Origin of the sequence: Actinomycetospora sp. NBRC 106375, assembly GCF_030269665.1 — a bacterium.
GTDB lineage: Bacteria > Actinomycetota > Actinomycetes > Mycobacteriales > Pseudonocardiaceae > Actinomycetospora.
This window is the reverse complement of sequence record NZ_BSTS01000012.1, coordinates 207337-227193: the sequence shown is the minus strand read 5'-3', so window position 1 is coordinate 227193 and position 19857 is coordinate 207337. Positions and strand designations below refer to the sequence as shown.

Below are 19857 nucleotides of genomic sequence, written 5' to 3'. Positions count from 1 at the left end.
CGTCCCCGCGCCGTCACGGCCGGGGGCGGCGGGCGTCGTGCATGTCAGGGGTCAGGACCAGGAGAGGGGAGGGCAGAGGGTGTCGAGCGAAGCCATGACGTCCTCGCCCGGCGTCACCGCGCTGCTCGAGGAGCACGCGGGGCTCGAGGCGCGCCTCGCCGACCCCGACGTGCACGCCGACGCGGGCCTGGCCCGCTCGCTGGGCCGTCGCTACGCCGCGCTCTCGCCGGTCGTCGCCACCGTCGGTGAGCTGACCTCCGCCGAGGCCGACCTCGCCGACGCCCGCGAGCTCGCCGGCGAGGATCCCGCGTTCGCCGCCGAGGCCGACGAGCTGGCCGAGCGCGTCGAGACGCTGCGGGCGCGCCTGGCCGAGCAGCTCGTGCCGCGCGACCCCGCCGACGCGAACGACGTGGTCGTGGAGGTCAAGTCGGGGGAGGGCGGCGAGGAGTCGGCGCTCTTCGCGGGCGACCTGCTGCGCATGTACTCCCGCTACGCCGAGCGCCGCGGCTGGAAGGTCGAGGTGCTCTCCGCGACCGAGTCCGACCTCGGCGGCTACAAGGACGTGACCGTCACGGTGACCGCCCCCGGCAACGACCCGGAGGGCGTCTGGGCCTGGCTGAAGTACGAGGGCGGGGTGCACCGCGTGCAGCGCGTGCCCGTCACCGAGTCGCAGGGCCGCATCCACACCTCCGCGGCCGGGGTGCTCGTCTACCCCGAGGCCGAGGCGGCCTCGGCGATCGAGATCGACGAGAAGGACCTGCGCATCGACGTGTTCCGCTCGTCGGGCAAGGGCGGGCAGGGCGTCAACACCACCGACTCCGCGGTCCGGATCACGCACCTGCCCACCGGCGTCGTCGTGTCCTGCCAGAACGAGCGCTCGCAGCTGCAGAACAAGGCCCGCGCGCTCGAGGTCCTGCGCAGCCGCCTGCAGGCGATCGCCGACGAGGCCGAGCAGGCGCAGGCCTCGGCCGACCGCCGCAGCCAGGTGCGCACCGTGGACCGCTCGGAGCGGGTGCGGACCTACAACTTCCCCGAGAACCGGATCTCCGACCACCGGATCGGGTACAAGTCGCACGACCTCGACCGGGTGCTCGACGGCGACCTCGACGGCGTGCTCGACGCCCTGCGCGCGGCCGACCGTTCCGAGCGGATGGCACGCGCCGCGGACGAGGCGACGCACTCCTGAGCACGGTGCGTGCCCTCCTCGCGCGGGTCACGGCCCGGCTGGCCGAGGCCGGCGTCGACTCGCCGCGGGTGGACGCCGAGCTGCTCGTCGCCCACGCCCTCGGGGTCCCCCGCAGCCGGCTGCTCCTCGCCGACCCGCCGGCCGACGAGCGCGCCGTGGACGACCTGGTCGCGCGGCGCGCCGCGCGCGAGCCCCTGCAGCACGTCCTCGGCACCGCCGTCCTCGGCCCGGTCGAGGTGGCGGTCGGCCCGGGGGTGTTCGTGCCGCGCCCGGAGACCGAGGTGCTGCTGGCCTGGGTGCTCGATCACCCCGCCGGCGTCGTCGTCGACCTGTGCACGGGCTCCGGTGCCCTCGCCATGGCCGTCGCCCACGACCGCCCGGACGCCGTGGTGCACGCCGTCGAGGCCGATCCCGAGGCGCTGACCTGGGCGCGGCGCAACCTCGCCGGCTCGGGCGTCGTCCTCCACGAGGCTGACGTGACCGCGCCCGGCGTCCTCGCGGACCTCGCCGGCACGGTCGACCTCGTCGTGAGCAACCCGCCCTACGTCCCCGACGGGGTCGCCGTGTCCCCGGAGGTCGCGGCCGACCCGCACGACGCGGTGTTCGCCGGCCCCGACGGGCTCGCCGTGATCCGGCCCCTCGCGACGCTGGCCCACCGGCTGCTGCGGCCCGGGGGGGCGGTGGGCATCGAGCACGACGAGTCCCACCCGGCCGCGGTCCGCGAGGTGCTCACGGCCGCCGGGTTCGCCGAGGTCACGACGCTGGCCGACCTCGCGGGACGCGCCCGCGTGGCCACGGCGCGCCGGTTCTAGGCTGGCGCCCCGTGGCGATGGTCTACGACTGCGAGGACCCGGCGACGCGACCCACCGGGCTGGCCGCGGCGGCCGCGGCGGTGCGCGCGGGACGGCTGGTCGTCACCCCCACCGACACCCTGTACGGGATCGTCGCGGACGCGTTCGACGCGCAGGCGGTGGCCGACCTGCTCGCCGCGAAGCACCGCGGGCCGGACATGCCGCTGGGCGTGCTGGTCGGCAGCTGGTCGACGATCGACGGGCTGGTGGGCACCGTGCCGCCGGTGGCGCGCGACCTCGTCGAGGCCTTCTGGCCCGGCGGGCTCTCGATCGTCCTGCCGCACGCGCCCAGCCTGGCCTGGGACCTCGGCACCACGCGCGGCACGGTGATGCTGCGCATGCCCCTGCACCCGGTGGCTCTCGAGCTGCTGCGTGAGGTCGGGCCCCTGGCCCAGAGCAGCGCGAACGTGTCCGGACAGCCGCCCGCGACGACGGCCCAGGAGGCCCGCGACCAGCTCGGCGACAGCGTCGAGGTCTACCTCGACGGCGGGGTGTGCGCGTCCGGCGTGGGCTCCACGATCGTCGACCTCACCGGCGAGACCCCCCGCCTGCGCCGCGAGGGCGCCGTCAGCGCCGACGACGTCTCCCGCGTGGTCGGCGTCCCCGTCTCCATGTGAGCAGTTGGCGCCCCGATCGGGGCGCCAACTGCTCACATATCCACTGTGACCCTGCTACCACCGGGGCCGCGCGAGGCCGACATGCGCCGGTAACGTGAGGCGTCATGGCAGCCGACTCGCAGCACTTCTGGGGCCCGGACTACGACGCACTCGCGGCCGTCGATCCCGAGATCGCCCAGGTCGTCGACGACGAGCTCACCCGGCTGCGCGGCGGTCTCCAGCTCATCGCCAGCGAGAACCTCACCAGCCCCGCCGTGCTCGCCGCGCTGGGCTCGACGCTGTCGAACAAGTACGCCGAGGGCTACCCGGGCCGGCGCTACTACGGCGGCTGCGAGGTCGTCGACCGCGCCGAGGAGATCGGCATCGAGCGCGCCAAGGCCCTGTTCGGCGCGGAGCACGCCAACCTGCAGCCGCACTCGGGCGCCAACGCGAACCTCGCGGTCTACGCCGCGTTCTGCCAGCCCGGGGACAAGGTGCTGGCCATGAGCCTGCCCCACGGCGGGCACCTCACCCACGGCGCCAAGGTCAGCTTCTCGGGCAAGTGGTTCGAGCCGGTGCCCTACACCGTGCGCGAGGACGACGGGCTCATCGACTACGACCAGGTCCGCGACCTGGCGCTCGAGCACCGCCCGAAGATGATCGTCGCCGGTGCCACCGCCTACCCGCGCCTGATCGACTTCGCGAAGTTCCGGGCGATCGCCGACGAGGTCGGCGCGATCCTGTGGGTCGACGCCGCGCACTTCATCGGCCTGGTCGCCGGCCAGGCGATCCCCAGCCCGGTGCCCCACGCCGACGTCGTCACCTTCACCACGCACAAGGTCCTGCGCGGGCCCCGCGGCGGCATGCTCGTCTCGAAGGCCGAGCACGCCAAGGCGCTGGACAAGGCCGTGTTCCCGTTCCTGCAGGGCGGACCGCTGATGCACGCGGTGGCCGCGAAGGCGACCGCGCTGGCCGAGGCCGCGACGCCGGGCTACCAGCAGTACGCCCGCACCGTCATCGCCAACGCCCAGGCCATGACCTCGGCGCTGGAGTCGCACGGCATGCGCGCGATCTCCGGCGGCACCGACACCCACCTCGCGCTGCTCGACCTGCAGCCGCTCGGGGTCACGGGCAAGGAGGCCGAGGCGCGCAGCGGGCTGGCCGGGATCACGCTGAACAAGAACGCGATCCCCTACGACCCGCAGCCCCCGATGACGGCCTCGGGCATCCGGGTCGGGTCGCCCTCGGTCACCACGCAGGGCATGACCCCGACCGAGATGCCCGAGGTGGCGCGGCTGATCGCCGGTGCGGTCACCGCGGACGAGACCACCGAGGACGGCAAGCGCAAGCTCGCCGACGTGCGCGACGAGGTCGGCGCGCTCGTGTCGCGGTTCCCCGCGTACCCGCGGTAGAGCAGGTCGGGTCTACGCTCGGGGCCCGTGGGCCCGTCACCGGACTTCGCCCCGATGGGGCTCCCGATCCGGGAGTACCTGCTGGTCGGGCTCACGGCGGCGGTCGCGACCTACCTGCTCACGGGCCTGGTGCGGCGCCTCGCGCTGCGGTGGGGCGCCATCGCCGTCCCCCGCGGGCGTGACGTCCACACGATCCCGATCCCGCGTCTCGGCGGGGTCGGGATCTACCTGGGTGTGCTCGCCGGGGTGTTCGTCGCGAGCCAGCTGCCCGTGCTGCGCCGGGCCTTCGACTACTCGAACGAGACCGTCGCCGTGCTCGTGGCGGGCGGGCTCATCGTCGTCGTCGGGGCGCTGGACGACCGGTTCGGCCTCGACGCGCTGACGAAGCTGGCCGGCCAGGCCACGGCCGCCGGCGTGCTCGTGCTCATGGGTGTGCAGTGGACCGCGGTGTACCTGCCGTGGGGCGGCACCGGCGGCAGCACCGGCTCGGTGCTGCTGCTCGGCCAGGACCAGGGCGTGCTCATCACGGTGTTCCTCTGCGTCCTGCTCGTGAACGCGATGAACTTCGTCGACGGGCTCGACGGGCTCGCCGCGGGCATCGGCACGATCGCGGCCACCGCGACCGCCGCGTTCGCGCTCGGCCTGCTCGGACAGCAGAACGGCGACGTCAACGCCTACCCGCCCGCGCTGATCGCCGCGGTGCTCGCCGGGGCCTGCGCCGGCTTCCTGCCGCACAACTTCCAGCCCGCGCGCCTGTTCATGGGCGACTCGGGCTCGATGTTCATCGGCCTGACGCTCGCCGCGGCCACCACCACCGCCTCCGGGCGCACCAACTACTCGACCACCGGCGCCACCGGCGCGCTCGCGCTGGTGACGCCCCTGATCGTCGTCGCGGCGGTCGTCTTCGTGCCGCTGCTCGACCTGCTGATGGCCGTCGTCCGGCGCACCCGCGCGGGCACGAGCCCGTTCGCGCCGGACAAGATGCACCTGCACCACCGGCTGCTCGAGATCGGGCACTCGCAGCGACGCGCCGTGCTGTTGATCTATCTCTGGGCAGGCGTGCTGTCGTTCGGTGCCGTCGCGCTGGCCCTGGTCGACAACGCCTTCGTGGTCGTCTGGCTGGTCACGGTCGGAGTACTGGTCGCCGTCCTCGCGTCGGCGGTCCCACGCCTCCGAACGCGCTGAATCCGCAGGCAGGAGCCGTGTCGTGATCACGAACCGGCTCGCCGTGCGCCTCCTACACGCTGTGATAGGTTCCTCCTCGCCCGGAGAGAACAGGGCATTCCAGGTGGTCCCGGGCAGCACGAGGGGTCACCGTGTCGGGGTCACGTTCTTTCCGCGCCCCACGTCAACACGTTCGAAACTTCCCGTGTATGAGACAGCCAGCACCAGGGACCGACGCGAGGAGCGCCAGACCGATGTGGCCACGGCCCGGATGGGCGGACCGGTGACCAGAGATGGGCGGTTCCACACCGAGCGGGTGGGCCCTCGCGGGCATGGGCACGACGATCGCCGCGATCCTGCTCGTCCCCATGGCGCTCGGTTGGCTCCTGGACCGCGCCATCGGCACGTTGCCGATCTTCGTGATGGTGGGACTGGTGCTCGGCCTGGCCTCGGCGGCCCGGTACACGTACGTGGAAGTGCGCAGAACCTTCGGGAGCGGGCATGACTGACACCCCCGAGCAGACCCCCGAGCACGCCCCCGTGGTCACGGTCCCCGGCTCGACACGCACGGCGTACCGCAACTCGCTGATCGTCGCCGTCGCCCTCGGGGTCGTCGCGCTCGCGTGCGGCTACCTCTTCGGCTTCGCCGCGGCCGCCGCGTTCGGCTGCCTCGGCCTCGTCCTCGGCGCCGCCAACAACCTGCTCGTCCAGCGGGCCGTGCTGCACCAGGCGGCCTCGGACATGCCCAGCAAGGCCGCCCTCGTGCGCGGGGTCGGGGCGCGACTGGCCGTGATCACCGGCATCGCCGTCGTGCTGGCCCTGACCTTCTTCCCCGACGGCCTGGGGACCTTCCTCGGTCTCGCCGTCTTCCAGTGCATCAACACGATCGCCGGGTCCGTGCCCGCGCTCAAGGAGCTCCGTCAGTGACGACCCAACTCCTCGCCGCCGAGGGCTCGATCTCGCCGAGCGAGCACGCCGGGCAGTTCGAGCTGTTCGGGATGACGTTCAACGGCGACACGATGTGGAACTCCGTGCTCGCGGCGGCCATCGTGCTGGCGCTCGGGTTCTTCGTGCGCTCGCGGGTCACCTCCGAGGTGCCCAACAAGGTGCAGCTGGCCTACGAGGCGCTGACCAACTACATGATCGAGCAGGTCCAGGGCCGGATGGGGCGCCGCCCGGCCGAGTTCCTCATGCCGCTGTGCGTGGCGCTGTTCGCGTTCATCCTGATCTGCAACAGCTTCGTGCTGCTCGAGGTCGGCTCGCCGGCCCCGATCCGCCCGCCGACATCGGACGTGAACCTGGCCTACGCGATGGCGATCTTCGTCTTCGTGGCGGCGTGGGTCTTCGGTGTCCGCGAACTGGGCGCCGGGACGCTGAAGCGTTTCGTGCAGCCCTATCCGGTGCTCCTCCCGCTCAACATCATCGAGGAGATCGCGAAGCCGCTGTCGCTCTCGCTGCGACTCTTCGGCAACATCCTCTCCGGCTCGATCATGGTCGCGGTCATCGCGCTGATCCCCTGGTGGGGCCTGTGGCTGCCGAACGTCGCGTGGAAGCTGTTCGACCTGTTCATCGGCGTGATCCAGGCGCTGATCTTCTCGCTGCTGACCATCATGCAGTTCTTCAGCCCGGCCGTGAGCGAGGAAGGCCACTAGGCCCGCCTCGAACGGACCCAGCACGACCCTTCAGACCCCTCACGACCCCCGATCAAGGAGTGTCATGTCGGTTGTTTCCAGCGTCCTCGCGCAGGGCGGCGACCCCACCACGGGGCTGCGGTCCGGCGGCGCGTTCATCGGCGGTGGCATCGCCCTCGCCGGTGGCGCCATCGGTGCGGCCATCGGTGACGGTCTCGTCGGTGCGCAGACCATCGCCGGCGTCGCCCGGCAGCCGGAGGCCCAGAGCCGCCTGTTCAACATCTTCTTCCTGACCGTCGGTCTGGTCGAGGCCATGTACTTCATCAACCTGGCCTTCATGGCCCTGTTCGTCTTCGTCCTCGGCTCCGGGTGATCGACGTGTCCGGGACGACGGAGATGCTGGCCGGGGGCGGAGGGAACCAGAACTTCCTCCTGCCCAACGGCACGTTCATCTTCGAACTCCTCCTGTTCGTGCTGGTCTTCTTCCTGATCAGCCGCTTCATCGTTCCGCCGATCCGCCGCGCCCTCGAGGAGCGCGCCGAGCGGGTCCGCCGGACGCAGCGGGAGAAGGAGGAGGCCGAGGAGCAGTACGCCGCGGCGGAGCGTCGTCACGAGGAGACGCTCCACGAGGCGCGCGGCTCGGCGTCCCAGATCCGCGACGAGGCCCGCGCATCCGCGCGGGGCACCGCCGAGGAGCTGCGGGGACAGGCGGAGTCCGAGGTCGCGGAAGTGCGTCAGCGCGGTGAGCGCGAGCTCGCCGACCAGCGCACCCGCGTGCGGCAGGACCTGCAGGGCCAGCTTCCCCAGCTGGCCACGGGCCTGGCCGAGAAGATCCTGGGCAGGCCGCTGTCCGGCGACCACAGCCGGACGGTCGACGAGTACGTCACCTCGATCGACGCCGACTCGAACGGCCGGTCCGGCGCGTCGTCGTCCGGTGGGCGGGAGACGGCCGGCACGGCGGCGTCCGGGTCCGGCGCCGTCACCGGAGCGGAGGACGGCTAGTGCACACGACCAGTCGGGACGCCTTCGGGCGCGCGAGCGAGCAGCTCGACAGCGTGGTGCGGGAGTCCGACGCCGCGACGCTGCGGACCGTCGGTGACGAGCTGCTGTCGGTGGCCAACGCCCTCGCCGACCACCTCGACCTGCGACGTCACCTGGTGGACCCGGCCGTGTCCGAGGACGGGCGCGTGCAGGTCCTCCAGGGCGTCCTGCGGGACAAGGTGGGCGGGTCGACCCTCGACGTGCTCACCACCTTGGTGCGGTCGCGCGTGTCCACCTCGACCGACCTCGTGGAGGCGGTCGAGGAGCTCGGGCGCGACGCCCTGCTCTCGAGCGCGGAGAAGGCCGACACGCTGTCCGAGGTCGAGGACGAGCTGTTCCGGTTCGGACGGCTGCTCGACCGCGAGCAGCGGCTGCTGGAGCTCCTGACCAACACCACGGAGCCGGCGTCCGGTCGCGTCGGGCTGCTCGACCAGGTCCTGTCGGACCGCGTCGACCCCATCACCGCGCGGCTGCTGGCCCAGGCCGTGGCACGGCCCCAGGCGCGGCCCCTCGACCGCACGGCCGAGGTCCTCGCGGAGGCCGCCGCGGCCCGCCGCGACCGGTCCATCGCCCGCGTGGTCTCGCCGGTGGTGCTCGGCGAGCGGCAGGAGAGCCGTCTCGCCGAGTCGCTCTCCTCGCTCTACGGGCGCCGGATCTCGGTGCACGTCGACGTGGACCCCGAGATCCTCGGCGGTCTCGTCGTGCGCGTGGGTGGCGAGGTCATCGACGGCAGCGTCCTGGGTCGCCTGCGCAGCGCGGCGACCGCGCGACCGAACTGACCTTCGAAGCCCCTTTGAGCCATTTCAGCATTTCGACACAGGTAGGCAGGGAGCCATGGCGGAGCTGACGATCTCGTCCGACGAGATCCGTAATGCCATTGAGAACTACGTCTCGTCCTTCTCGGCGGAGTCGTCGCGCGAAGAGGTCGGCACCGTCGTCGACGCGGGTGACGGGATCGCGCACGTCGAAGGTCTCCCGTCGGCCATGACCAACGAGCTGCTGCAGTTCCCGAGCGGCTCGGTGGGCATCGCCCTCAACCTCGACGAGCGCGAGATCGGCGTCGTCGTCCTCGGCGACTTCGACAAGATCGAGGAAGGCCAGGAGGTCAAGCGCACCGGCGAGGTGCTCTCGGTCCCCGTCGGCGACAAGTTCCTCGGCCGCGTCGTCAACCCGCTGGGCGAGCCCATCGACGGCCTCGGCGACATCGAGTCCGAGGAACGCCGCGTACTCGAGCTGCAGGCGCCCTCGGTGGTCCAGCGCCAGTCGGTCAGCGAGCCGCTGCAGACCGGCATCAAGGCGATCGACTCGCAGACGCCGATCGGCCGCGGCCAGCGCCAGCTGATCATCGGTGACCGCAAGACCGGCAAGACCGCGGTCTGCACCGACACGATCATCAACCAGCGTGAGAACTGGGAGAGCGGCGACCCGGACAAGCAGGTCCGCTGCATCTACGTCGCGATCGGCCAGAAGGGCTCGACCATCGCGGCGGTCAAGCAGGGCCTCGAGGACGCCGGGGCGATGGAGTACACCACCATCGTCGCCGCGCCCGCCTCCGACCCGGCCGGCTACAAGTACATCGCGCCCTACGCCGGGTCCGCGATCGGCCAGCACTGGATGTACCAGGGCAAGCACGTCCTGATCGTCTTCGACGACCTGTCGAAGCAGGCCGAGGCCTACCGCGCGATCTCCCTGCTGCTGCGCCGCCCGCCGGGCCGCGAGGCCTACCCGGGCGACGTCTTCTACCTGCACTCGCGGCTGCTCGAGCGCTGCGCGAAGCTCTCCGACGAGCTCGGTGCGGGGTCGATGACCGGTCTGCCGATCATCGAGACGAAGGCCAACGACATCTCGGCCTACATCCCGACCAACGTCATCTCGATCACCGACGGGCAGTGCTTCCTCGAGTCGGACCTGTTCAACCAGGGCCAGCGCCCCGCCATCAACGTCGGTGTGTCGGTGTCCCGGGTCGGCGGCGACGCGCAGATCAAGGCCATGAAGTCGGTGGCCGGGTCGCTGCGCGTGGAGCTCGCGCAGTACCGCGAGCTCGAGTCGTTCGCGGCGTTCGCGTCCGACCTCGACGCGGCCAGCAAGGCCCAGCTCGACCGCGGCGCGCGCCTGATGGAGGTCCTCAAGCAGGGCCAGGGCGAGCCGTACCCGGTCGAGCTCGAGGTCGCGGCGATCTTCCTCGGCACCCGCGGCTACCTCGACTCGGTGCCCACCGAGGACGTCCGCCGCTTCGAGCAGGAGTTCCTGGACTACCTGCAGCGCAACGGCGACGAGGTGCTCTCGAACATCCGCGAGTCGGGCAAGCTCGACGACGACGGCGAGAAGCGTCTGGGCGGGCTCGTCGACGACTTCAAGAACAGCTTCGAGGCCGGCGACGGCTCCTCGGTGGTCGACGACTCGTCGTCCGGCTCCTCGTCCGGCTCGTCGCAGTCGTCGTCGCAGTCGCAGTCCGAGTCGTCGTCGGAGTCGTCGTCGGAGTCGTCGGAGTCCTCGTCCGAGTCGTCCGACTCCTCCTCCGAGAGCTGACGGGTCGCCGATGGCTGCACAGCTCCGCGTCCTGCGCCGGCGGATCCGTTCGTCGCGCAACATCGCCCAGATCACCAAGGCCCAGGAGACCGTCGCGACGTCGCGGATCTCCAAGGCGCAGGCCCGGGTGGAGAACTCCCGGCCCTACGCCGAGGAGTTCACCAACGTGCTCGCGCAGGCGGCCAAGGCCGCGGCCACCGACCACCCGCTGCTGGTGGCCCGCGAGGAGGTCTCGCGGGTCGCCGTGCTGGTGATCACCAGCGACCGCGGCCTCTGTGGCGGCTACAACGCCAACATCCTGCGGACGGCCCAGCGACGCATGGCCGAGATCCAGGAGGCGGGCCAGGAGCCCGTGCTCTACGTCATCGGCCGCAAGGGTCGCGACTACTTCGCCTTCCGCGGGACGGAGCCGGCCCAGAGCTGGACCGGTTTCTCCGAGCTCCCGTTCTACGAGAACGCCGTCGAGGTCGCCGACGCGCTGGCGGCCGCCTTCATGACCGGCGGCCAGGACACCGTGTCGCGTCCCGATGACGACGACGACGCGGGCCTGCGCGTGCCGGAGGGCGCCGAGGGCCTGGGCGGGGTGGACGAGGTCCACCTCATCTACACCCAGTTCACCAACATGCTCAGCCAGACCGTGACGTCGCGACAGATCGCGCCGCTCTCGCTGGAGGAGCTCGAGGAGGGCCGGGAGGAGTCGGACTCCGACTCCGGCTCGGAGTCCTCGGGGCAGGGCGGCGAGTACCTGTTCGAGCCGGAGGCCGAGCAGCTCTTCGACGTGCTGCTGCCCAAGTACCTCCGGACCCGGGTCTTCGCGGCGCTGCTCGACGCCGCGGCATCCGAGTCCGCGGCGCGTCGACGGGCGATGAAGGCCGCCACCGACAACGCCAACGAGCTCATCGACGATCTGACGCGCGAGGCGAACCAGGCCCGCCAGGCCCAGATCACGCAGGAAATCAGCGAGATCGTCGGCGGCGCCAACGCGCTCGCCGGAAGCGGGGAGTGACCCAATGACGCAGGCACCCGAGAAGACCACCGGCACGACCGGGCGCATCGCCCGCGTGCTCGGTCCCGTCATCGACGTCGAGTTCCCGCGTGACGCGGTGCCCGACCTGTTCAACGCCCTCACGTTCGACGTCGAGCTGGGCGGTGAGTCGAAGAAGATCACCCTGGAGGTGGCGCAGCACCTGGGCGACAACCAGGTGCGCACCATCGCCATGCAGCCGACCGACGGCGTGGTCCGGGGCACGGAGGTCACCGACACCGGGTCGGCGATCTCGGTGCCCGTCGGCCAGAAGGTCAAGGGGCACGTGTTCAACGCGCTCGGCGACTGCCTGGACGAGCCGGGTTACGGCGACGACCTCGAGCGCTGGAGCATCCACCGCGACCCGCCGCCCTTCGACCAGCTCGAGGGCCGCACCGAGGTGCTGCAGACCGGCCTCAAGGTCGTCGACCTGCTGACCCCCTACGTGCAGGGCGGCAAGATCGGTCTGTTCGGCGGCGCCGGCGTCGGCAAGACGGTGCTCATCCAGGAGATGATCCAGCGCATCGCCCGTAACTTCGGTGGCACCTCGGTGTTCGCCGGCGTGGGCGAGCGCACCCGTGAGGGCAACGACCTCTGGGTCGAGCTCGCGGACGCCGACGTCCTCAAGGACACGGCGCTCGTGTTCGGGCAGATGGACGAGCCGCCGGGCACCCGCATGCGGGTCGGCCTGTCGGGTCTGACGATGGCGGAGTACTTCCGTGACCAGGAGGGTCAGGACGTCCTCCTGTTCATCGACAACATCTTCCGCTTCACCCAGGCCGGCCAGGAGGTCTCGACCCTCCTCGGCCGCATGCCCTCGGCCGTGGGCTACCAGCCGACGCTCGCCGACGAGATGGGCGAGCTCCAGGAGCGGATCACGTCGACCAAGGGTCGCTCGATCACCTCGATGCAGGCGATCTACGTGCCCGCCGACGACTACACCGACCCGGCGCCGGCCACCACGTTCGCCCACCTGGACGCGACCACGGAGCTCTCGCGCGGGGTGTTCGCCAAGGGCATCTTCCCCGCGGTGGACCCGCTGACGTCGACCTCGACGATCCTCGCCCCCGAGTACGTCGGCGAGGACCACTACCGCGTGGCGCGCGAGGTCATCCGCATCCTGCAGAAGTACAACGACCTGCAGGACATCATCGCCATCCTCGGCATCGACGAGCTCTCCGAGGAGGACAAGCTCACCGTCGCCCGCGCGCGGCGCATCGAGCGCTTCCTCGGCCAGAACATGTACGCCGCCGAGCAGTTCACCGGGGAGCCGGGCTCCAACGTGGACGTCAAGGACACGGTCGAGGCGTTCGACAAGATCGCCAAGGGCGAGTACGACGACTACGCCGAGCAGGCCTTCCAGATGTGCGGTGACCTCGACGACGTCGAGGAGAACCAGAAGAAGTACTCCGAGTGAGAGACCGCGCGGCCGGGCCCGACGGCCCGGCCGCGTGGTGTGTCACCCCCAGCGACAGACAAGGATGACGACGCGTGGCCGAGATGCAGGTCGAGCTCGTGGCCGTGGAGCGCAAGGTCTGGTCGGGCACGGCGGAGTTCGTCTTCGCGCGGACGGCGGTCGGTGAGATCGGCATCCTGCCTCGCCACGAGCCGCTGATCGCCCAGCTCGTCGAGGCGGGCATGGTGCGGATCGACCCGACCGACGGCGAGTCGGTACGGGCCGCCGTCTTCGGGGGGTTCCTCTCGATGGACGGCGAGAAGCTCACGATCCTCGCCGAGGAGGCCGAGCTCGCCGACGAGATCGACGTCTCCGCCGCCCAGCAGGCCCGGGACTCCGCGAACGAGGAGGACGCCGAGGGCCGAGCGTCGAAGGCACGGGCCGAGGCCCGGCTCGCGGCGGCAGGCCAGGACTGAGAGCACCGAGGCTCCGTTGACCACCGGCATGATCGTCGAGATCGTTCTCGCGGTCGTGCTGCTGGTCATCCTCGTGGTCTCGCTGCTGGCGCTGCGTCGCATCCAACAGCTGCGGCGGGGCGGGGTCGACGTGGCCCTGCGCCCGTCGCCCCCGCTCGACACGGCCACCGGGCGCCCCTCCGACCGGGGGTGGCGCACCGGGGTCGGCCGCTACCGGGGCAACCAGTTCCGCCTGTTCCATGTCGGCGGTCTGCGGACCGCGCCCCGCGTGGTGCTCGACCGCACCGAGCTCGAGATCGTCGACCGCCGCCCGCCCCGCGACGGCGAGATGCACGCCGCCACCGCGACGGTGCTGTCCCTGCGCACCCGCGGCGGCACCTGGGAGATCGCGATGGCCCCCGACGTGCTCACCGGCTTCTCGTCCTGGCTCGAGTCGATCCCGCCGGGGCGCTCGACGGGCTACCGCCAGGCGAGCTGAGCCCTCACACGTCGAACCTCGGCCGCGCCGCGTCGACGGCGGCCGTCAGCGCAGCGCGGAACGCGCGGACGTCGGGCCCGGTGCCCACGCGGACGTAGCGCGTCGTGCGCCGGTCGCCGCCCAGCGGCGTGCTGGTGACCGGCAGCCGGTCGTCCGGCACGTCCACGGGCATCCCGGTCACCTTCGCCAGCAGCTCGGCGGGTGCGGCGGAGAACTCGACCTGGCGCAGCGGGTGCAGGGCCACCTCGTCGGCATCGGCGGCGTGGTCGACCACGACCAGCAGCGCGGGACTCAGCAGCAGCTCCACCTCGGAGCGCGCGGTCCGCGGCGTGCGGAACAGGCGCTTCGTCGTGGCCTCCTCGTCGACGCGCAGACCGTCGGTGACGTCGGGCAGCGGATCGCCCAGGTCGTGCTGCGCGGCCTGCTCGCGGACGCGCGCCGCCGCGGCCGGCGTCAGGTCGTCGGCGGCGATGGCGCGGGACGTGATCGTGCGGGCGGTGGGCACGGCGCCACGGTGGTGGAGCGCGCGCGAGGGGTCAACGTCCCGCGCCCGACCGGAGAGATCACCAGCGCGTCGTCCACCCGGGCCGGCCGGTCGCGGTCGATGAGGTGCCCGTGATCTCGGGTCGCCCCGGCGACGGACGTGCCCCGGCTCGTCCCTGCGGAGATCAGGGGCACCTCATCGACGTCCCGCTCCCCATCGGGGTGGACCAGGCGCTCCTGATCTCGTGTCGATCAGGTCCAGAAGCCGTCGCGCTCGTAGAGCCGGCGCAGCTCGACGATGTGGTCGCGCATGGACTCCTCGGCCTCGCCCGCCCGGCCCTCGGCGATGTGCTCGGCGATCTCGCGGTGGCAGGCGTCGACCTTGTCCCACTCGCCGGCCTCGACGCCGGCGCGCCGCAGGCGGGTGCGCAGGACGTCGTTCACCGGCTGGCCCATGAGCGTGAGCATGAGGTTGCCGGTGGCCATGAGCAGCGTGGTGTGGAAGTCGAGGTGGCCGACGAAGCCGCTGGGGTCGCGGTCGTCCCGGGGCGCGGCCGCCGCGGCGCGCACGGCCTCGACGGTCTCGGCGTCGGCGCGCTGCGCGGCCAGCCGGGCGGCGGCGGGCTCGAGAAGCAGCCGCGCCTCCAGCAGGTCGCTGACGTGCAGCTGCGGGGTCATGACGAGGACGCCGAGGGCGCTACCCACGTCCTCGACGACCCGCGCCGGGTCGGGCTCGCTGACGAACGTGCCGCCCTGGACGCCGCGGAGGGTCTCGACGAGGTGCTGGCTGGAGAGCACGCGCAGGGCCTCGCGGGCGGTGCTGCGGCTGACGCCGAAGGCGCGGCCGAGCTCGGCCTCGTTGGGCAGCCGGGTGCCGGCGGGCAGGGTGCCCGCGAGGATCTGGGTGCGGAGCTCGTCGGCGACCTGCCGATATGCCGGGCGCACGCGCTGGACCCGCAGGTGGGCGACGGGCGTCGAGGGCCCGGCCGTGCCGGAGGCGGGCGGCTGCGGGGGCACGGTCGCAGCGTAGACGGTCCGTCGGCGCTTGTGGAGCAATACGTCAGACGTTTAGCGTCGGCGCCATGGCCGTCGTGGCGGGGTGGCAGGGGCGCTTCTTCGAGGACTTCGTGGTCGGCGACGTCTACCAGCACCCGCTGGGCCGCACGATCACCGAGACCGACAACACCTGGTTCACGCTGCTGACGATGAACACCAACCAGGCGCACTTCAACGCGCAGGTCGGCGCGGACTCGGAGTTCGGCCGGATGATCGTCGCGTCGCCCCTGACGATCTCGATCGTGCTCGGGCAGTCGGTGTCGGACACGAGCCAGAACGCGTTCGCGAACCTCGGCATCGACGAGCTGCGCCTGACGACCCCGGTGTTCGCGGGCGACACCCTGTGGTCGGAGTCCCTGGTGCTGGAGACGCGTGCGTCGTCGAGCCGTCCGGAGGCAGGCATCGTCCGGGTGCGCAGCCGCGGGCTCAACCAGGACGGCGTCGAGGTGCTGACGCTCAAGCGCGCGTTCTACGTCCACCGGCGCGACGCCCCGCGGGCCGCATCGCACTTCCCGCAGGCGGCGACACCGCTGTCCCTGGAGAACGAGGCATGAGGCCGCTCGAGGACGTCCGCATCATCTCGCTCGAGCAGTACGGCGCGGGGCCGTTCGGGTCGATGCACCTCGCCGAGCTGGGCGCCGACGTCGTCAAGATCGAGGACCCGACGTCGGGGGGCGACGTCGGGCGCCACGTCCCGCCCTACGCGGGCGACGGGGACTCGCTGTTCTTCGAGTCGTTCAACAAGAACAAGTCCTCGGTGCTGCTCGACATCCGGACCGAGGCCGGGCGGGCGGTGTTCCACGACCTCGTCCGCTCGGCCGACGCGGTGTACTCGAACCTGCGTGGGGACGTCCCGGCGAAGCTCGGGATCCGGTACGAGGATCTGAAGGACGTCAACCCGCGGATCGTCTGCTGCTCGCTGACCGGCTTCGGCATGACCGGGCCGCGGTCGCGGGAGCCGGGCTACGACTACGTCCTGCAGGCGCTCGGCGGCTGGATGTCGCTGACCGGCGAGCCCGGCGGCGCGCCGCAGAAGGCGGGCCTGTCCCTGGTGGACTACAGCGGCGGCTTCGTCGCGGCGATCGCAGTGCTCGCGGGCATCCACGCGGCCCGGCGCGACGGGGTCGGCACCGACTGCGACCTGTCCCTCTACGACACCGCGGTCAGCCTGCTCACCTACCCGGCGACGTGGCACATGACCGCGGGCTACGAGCCGGTGCGCACGCGGCACTCGGCGCACCCGTCGTTGGTGCCGTTCCAGGCGTTCGAGGCCGCCGACGGCTGGCTCGTCGTGGGGTGCGCCAAGGAGAAGTTCTGGCAGCGGCTGACGGTGGTGCTCGAGCGTCCCGACCTGGCCGAGGACGCGCGCTTCGCGACCTTCGCCGACCGCGACCGCCACCGCGACGTGCTGCTGCCGGTGCTCGAGGATCTCTTCCGCGGCCGGGACGTCGCCACCTGGATCGCCGTGATGGGCGCCGCCGGCATCCCGTGCGCCCCGATCCACGAGGTCGACGAGGCCCTCACCGACGAGCACACCCTCGCCCGTGGCCTCGTCGCCGAGACCGAGCACCCGACGTGGGGCACCGCGCGGTCGTTGCGCTCACCGGTGCGGGTCGGGCCGCCGGGCGACGACACGACGCCGGCCCGCCGCGGACCCGCGATGGGCGAGCACACCGAGACCGTGCTGCGCGGGATCGGCTACGACGACGAGCGTCTGGCCGCCGCACGGGCGGCCGGCGCCTTCGGCCCGAGGGAGGGGACCGCCTGATGGACTTCCGCCTGTCCGACGAGCAGCGGCTGTTCCGCGAGACGCTGCGCTCGTTCGTCGACCGCGAGATCGTGCCCGTCGCCCGCGACTGGGAGCACGAGGGCCGCTACCCGACCGAGATCGTCGAGGGGATGCGGAAGCTGGGCCTGTTCGGGCTGGCCGTGCCCGAGTCCTACGGCGGGCTCGACGCGGACACCGTCTCGTTCGCGCTGACCTTCGAGGAGATCTCGCGGGGCTGGATGGGCATCGCGGGCATCCTCGGCAGCCACTCGGTGTCCTGCTGGATGATCGCCCGGCACGGCACCGAGGAGCAGAAGCAGCGCTACCTCCCGGAGCTGGCGACGGGGGAGCGGCGCACCGCGATCGCGCTCACCGAGCCCGGGGCCGGGACCGATCTGCAGGGCATCACCACGACGGCACGGCGCGACGGCGACGACTACGTCGTCCGCGGCACCAAGATGTGGATCACCAACGCCCGGCACGCCGACCCGCTGCCGGTGCTGGTCAAGACCGACCCGACCGCCTCGCCGGCCCACCGCGGCATGAGCATGCTGCTGGTGGAGGCCGGGTCGCCCGGCCTCGAGATCACCAAGGACATGGGCAAGCTGGGCTACAAGGGCACCGAGTCGTGCGAGGTGGTGCTCGACGACGTGCGGGTGCCGGCGACCCAGCTGCTCGGCGGGGTCGAGGGCCGCGGGCTGCAGCAGGCGCTGTCGTCCCTGGAGACCGGGCGCGTGAACATCGCCGCCCGCTCGGTGGGCATCGCCCAGCGCGCCTACGAGGAGTCCCTGGCCTACGCCCGCGACCGCAGCGCGTTCGGGCACCCGATCGGCGACTTCCAGGCGGTGCAGCTGCGGCTCTCGGCGATCGCCGTGCGCCTCCAGGCGGCCCGCCTCATGACCTACTGGGCGGCGTCGCGGATGGACGAGGGCGTGCGCATGGACACCGAGTCGGGGATGGCGAAGATCTTCGCGTCGGACGCGGCCCTGGAGTGCGCGACCGACGCGATGCGCATCCACGGCGGCTACGGCTACTCCACCGAGTTCGAGGTGGAACGGCTGTACCGCGACGCCCCGCTGATGTCGATCGGCGAGGGGACGAACGACATGCTCGGCACGGTCGTCGCGTCGTCGCTGCTGGCCGGGAAGACGGTCCTGTGAGCGTCCCGGAGCGCGCGGAGCTCGCCGCGCTCGCGGCCCGCCTCGGCTTCGCGGTCGACGACGAGATCGTCGACGTGATGCGGGCCGCGGTCGAGGCCGCCGAACCCGCGGCCGCCCGGCTGCGCGCGCGACCGCTGCCGGCCGACGGCGCGGCCGACCCGGCGCACGGGGACCGCTGGTCGCGGCCGTGAACGACGCCACCGACCTCCTCGCCGCCTACGCGGCCGGCGACACCGACCCGGTCGAGGAGATCGACGCGGCTCTCGGCAGGCTGGCGGCCGCCCACGAGGCGCTGAACTGCACGATCGCGGTGCTCGGCGAGCGGGCCCGGGCCGCCGCGCGGGACTCGGCGCGCCGCTGGGCCGAGGGCACCGCGCGGCCGCTGGAGGGCGTCCCGTTCGGGGTCAAGGACGTCATCGACGTCGCCGGGGTGCCGACGACCAACGGGTCGTGGAACCACGGCCGCGACGGTGATCCGCCCGCGGCCGCCTCGGCGACCGTCGTGCGCCGCCTCGAGGAGGCCGGGGCGATCGCGGTCAGCAAGGACGCCACCACCGAGTTCGCCGTCGGCGGGCCGCACCCGCCGCGTTTCGGGGCCGTGCGCAACCCGTGGGACCCGCGGCGCTGGGCCGGCGGGTCGTCGACGGGTTCGGCGGCGGCGGTCGCGGCGCGGGCGGTGCCGTGCGCGGTCGGGACGGACGTCGGCGGCTCGGTGCGCCTGCCCTCGGCGTGGTGCGGGCTCACCGGGCTCAAGCCGACGGCCGGCGCGATCCCGCGCACCGGGGTGTTCCCGCTGTCGTGGACCACCGAGACCGTCGGGCCGCTCGCCCGCAGCGCCCGGGACGTCGCGACGCTCTTCGGGGTCCTGCGGGGACCCGACGGCGCCGATCCGCGCAGCCTCGCCCTGCCCGAGCTCGATGTCCCGGCCCGCGACGACCTCACCGGCCTGCGCATCGCCGTCCCCGGCGGCGCGTTCACCGAGCTCTGCGACGCCGCGGTGGCCGCCGGGGTCGCGCACCTGGTCGACGAGCTGGTGGCCGCCGGCGCCGAGGTCGTGCCGGGCGAGGTGCCGTCGGCGGGCGACGCGCTGCCGATCGGCTACCAGGTGGTGTTCACCGAGGCCGCGACGCTGCACCGTGTCGACGCCGACCGCTGGGACACCTACGACCCCGTCGTCGTCCGGCGGATCAGCCAGGGCATCGTCACGCCCGCCGTCGACTACCTGCGCGCCCTGCAGTTCCGCACCGAGCTGCAGCGCGAGCTCGACGCGGTGTTCGCCGGCGCCGACCTGGTGGTGGTCCCGACCTGCCCGTCCACGGCGCCCCGCCTGCCGGACGGCACGGTGGTCGTCGACGGGCAGGACTACCCGCTCTACGCGGCGCAGTCGCGCTCGACGATGCTCGGCAACCTCACCGGCGCCCCCGGCCTCGCGGTGCCGACGGGCGTGGCCCCGGACGGCTGTCCGGTCTCCGCCCAGCTCGTCGCCCCGCCGCACCGGGAGGCGACGGCGCTGTGGGCGGCGCGCGTGTTCCAGCAGCGCACCGCCCACCACCTCGCGGTCGCCCCTTCCGCCGTCTAAACGTCTGACGTATGGTCCGGTGAGCCC

The 19857-nt window shown here is 72.5% G+C and carries 23 protein-coding genes; 21 read left to right on the top strand and 2 right to left on the bottom strand.

The window, feature by feature from the left end:
• Nucleotides 1–94 precede the first annotated feature (94 nt).
• The 16 genes from prfA (at nucleotide 95) to QSK03_RS21175 (ending at nucleotide 13784) form a co-directional block, all read left to right on the top strand.
• Nucleotides 95–1186, top strand: coding sequence for a peptide chain release factor 1 (gene prfA / locus QSK03_RS21250; RefSeq protein ID WP_285656398.1), 1092 nt, complete (start codon nucleotides 95–97; stop codon nucleotides 1184–1186).
• A gap of 5 nt (nucleotides 1187–1191) precedes the next feature.
• Complete coding sequence (prmC, locus tag QSK03_RS21245; protein ID WP_285656312.1) at nucleotides 1192–1998, top strand: peptide chain release factor N(5)-glutamine methyltransferase; 807 nt, start codon at nucleotides 1192–1194, stop codon at nucleotides 1996–1998.
• Between the two features lie 11 nt (nucleotides 1999–2009).
• Nucleotides 2010–2654, top strand: a complete 645-nt coding sequence (locus tag QSK03_RS21240; protein WP_285656310.1) for an L-threonylcarbamoyladenylate synthase — start codon at nucleotides 2010–2012, stop codon at nucleotides 2652–2654.
• A 104-nt stretch (nucleotides 2655–2758) separates the two neighbouring features.
• Nucleotides 2759–4045 (top strand): serine hydroxymethyltransferase, encoded by a 1287-nt coding sequence (glyA, locus tag QSK03_RS21235; protein ID WP_285656309.1) that lies wholly within the window; start codon nucleotides 2759–2761, stop codon nucleotides 4043–4045.
• A 54-nt stretch (nucleotides 4046–4099) separates the two neighbouring features.
• A complete protein-coding gene (locus QSK03_RS21230) occupies nucleotides 4100–5230 on the top strand; it encodes a glycosyltransferase family 4 protein (protein ID WP_285656396.1) in 1131 nt (376 codons plus the stop codon).
• A 311-nt stretch (nucleotides 5231–5541) separates the two neighbouring features.
• Nucleotides 5542–5718: an AtpZ/AtpI family protein gene (locus QSK03_RS21225; RefSeq protein WP_285656308.1), complete on the top strand. Its 177-nt coding sequence runs from the start codon at nucleotides 5542–5544 to the stop codon at nucleotides 5716–5718.
• Nucleotides 5711–6136: an ATP synthase subunit I gene (locus tag QSK03_RS21220; RefSeq protein ID WP_285656305.1), complete on the top strand. Its 426-nt coding sequence runs from the start codon at nucleotides 5711–5713 to the stop codon at nucleotides 6134–6136. The genes QSK03_RS21225 and QSK03_RS21220 overlap by 8 nt, the downstream gene beginning before the upstream one ends.
• The gene (gene atpB, locus QSK03_RS21215; RefSeq protein WP_285656303.1) at nucleotides 6133–6861 is read left to right on the top strand and encodes a F0F1 ATP synthase subunit A; all 729 of its coding nucleotides are present in this window, start codon (nucleotides 6133–6135) and stop codon (nucleotides 6859–6861) included. Before QSK03_RS21220 ends, atpB begins: the two co-directional genes overlap by 4 nt.
• Nucleotides 6862–6925: 64 nt before the next feature.
• Nucleotides 6926–7213, top strand: coding sequence for a F0F1 ATP synthase subunit C (locus tag QSK03_RS21210; protein WP_285656301.1), 288 nt, complete (start codon nucleotides 6926–6928; stop codon nucleotides 7211–7213).
• A gap of 5 nt (nucleotides 7214–7218) precedes the next feature.
• The gene (locus QSK03_RS21205) at nucleotides 7219–7842 is read left to right on the top strand and encodes a F0F1 ATP synthase subunit B (protein ID WP_285656298.1); all 624 of its coding nucleotides are present in this window, start codon (nucleotides 7219–7221) and stop codon (nucleotides 7840–7842) included.
• A complete protein-coding gene (locus QSK03_RS21200; RefSeq protein WP_285656296.1) occupies nucleotides 7842–8660 on the top strand; it encodes a F0F1 ATP synthase subunit delta in 819 nt (272 codons plus the stop codon). The genes QSK03_RS21205 and QSK03_RS21200 overlap by 1 nt, the downstream gene beginning before the upstream one ends.
• Nucleotides 8661–8715: 55 nt before the next feature.
• Nucleotides 8716–10410 (top strand): F0F1 ATP synthase subunit alpha, encoded by a 1695-nt coding sequence (gene atpA / locus QSK03_RS21195; protein WP_285656293.1) that lies wholly within the window; start codon nucleotides 8716–8718, stop codon nucleotides 10408–10410.
• A gap of 10 nt (nucleotides 10411–10420) precedes the next feature.
• The gene (locus QSK03_RS21190; protein ID WP_285656290.1) at nucleotides 10421–11416 is read left to right on the top strand and encodes a F0F1 ATP synthase subunit gamma; all 996 of its coding nucleotides are present in this window, start codon (nucleotides 10421–10423) and stop codon (nucleotides 11414–11416) included.
• A gap of 4 nt (nucleotides 11417–11420) precedes the next feature.
• Nucleotides 11421–12851, top strand: a complete 1431-nt coding sequence (gene atpD, locus QSK03_RS21185) for a F0F1 ATP synthase subunit beta (protein WP_285656288.1) — start codon at nucleotides 11421–11423, stop codon at nucleotides 12849–12851.
• Between the two features lie 74 nt (nucleotides 12852–12925).
• Complete coding sequence (locus tag QSK03_RS21180; protein WP_285656285.1) at nucleotides 12926–13306, top strand: F0F1 ATP synthase subunit epsilon; 381 nt, start codon at nucleotides 12926–12928, stop codon at nucleotides 13304–13306.
• A gap of 16 nt (nucleotides 13307–13322) precedes the next feature.
• Nucleotides 13323–13784, top strand: coding sequence for a DUF2550 domain-containing protein (locus QSK03_RS21175; protein ID WP_285656282.1), 462 nt, complete (start codon nucleotides 13323–13325; stop codon nucleotides 13782–13784).
• A 4-nt stretch (nucleotides 13785–13788) separates the two neighbouring features.
• Here QSK03_RS21175 and QSK03_RS21170 read toward each other — a convergent pair whose 3' ends face one another.
• Nucleotides 13789–14289 carry a DUF2057 domain-containing protein gene (locus QSK03_RS21170; RefSeq protein ID WP_285656279.1) on the bottom strand — a complete coding sequence of 167 codons (501 nt, stop codon included), beginning with the start codon at nucleotides 14287–14289 and terminating at the stop codon, nucleotides 13789–13791.
• Nucleotides 14290–14519: 230 nt separating this feature from the next.
• Entirely contained in the window at nucleotides 14520–15284 is a 765-nt protein-coding gene (locus QSK03_RS21165) for a FadR/GntR family transcriptional regulator (protein ID WP_285656276.1), read from the bottom strand.
• A gap of 65 nt (nucleotides 15285–15349) precedes the next feature.
• Here QSK03_RS21165 and QSK03_RS21160 point away from each other — a divergent pair, with 65 nt between their 5' ends.
• Genes QSK03_RS21160 through QSK03_RS21140 form a run of 5 tightly spaced genes read left to right on the top strand, consistent with a single transcriptional unit; the run spans nucleotide 15350 to nucleotide 19830 of the window.
• Nucleotides 15350–15877, top strand: coding sequence for a MaoC family dehydratase (locus QSK03_RS21160; protein WP_285656274.1), 528 nt, complete (start codon nucleotides 15350–15352; stop codon nucleotides 15875–15877).
• Nucleotides 15874–17091 (top strand): CaiB/BaiF CoA transferase family protein, encoded by a 1218-nt coding sequence (locus QSK03_RS21155; protein WP_285656272.1) that lies wholly within the window; start codon nucleotides 15874–15876, stop codon nucleotides 17089–17091. The genes QSK03_RS21160 and QSK03_RS21155 overlap by 4 nt, the downstream gene beginning before the upstream one ends.
• Nucleotides 17091–18251: an acyl-CoA dehydrogenase family protein gene (locus QSK03_RS21150; RefSeq protein WP_285656269.1), complete on the top strand. Its 1161-nt coding sequence runs from the start codon at nucleotides 17091–17093 to the stop codon at nucleotides 18249–18251. Before QSK03_RS21155 ends, QSK03_RS21150 begins: the two co-directional genes overlap by 1 nt.
• Complete coding sequence (locus QSK03_RS21145; RefSeq protein WP_285656267.1) at nucleotides 18248–18442, top strand: hypothetical protein; 195 nt, start codon at nucleotides 18248–18250, stop codon at nucleotides 18440–18442. Before QSK03_RS21150 ends, QSK03_RS21145 begins: the two co-directional genes overlap by 4 nt.
• Nucleotides 18439–19830: an amidase gene (locus QSK03_RS21140; protein WP_285656265.1), complete on the top strand. Its 1392-nt coding sequence runs from the start codon at nucleotides 18439–18441 to the stop codon at nucleotides 19828–19830. Before QSK03_RS21145 ends, QSK03_RS21140 begins: the two co-directional genes overlap by 4 nt.
• Nucleotides 19831–19857: the final 27 nt, after the last annotated feature.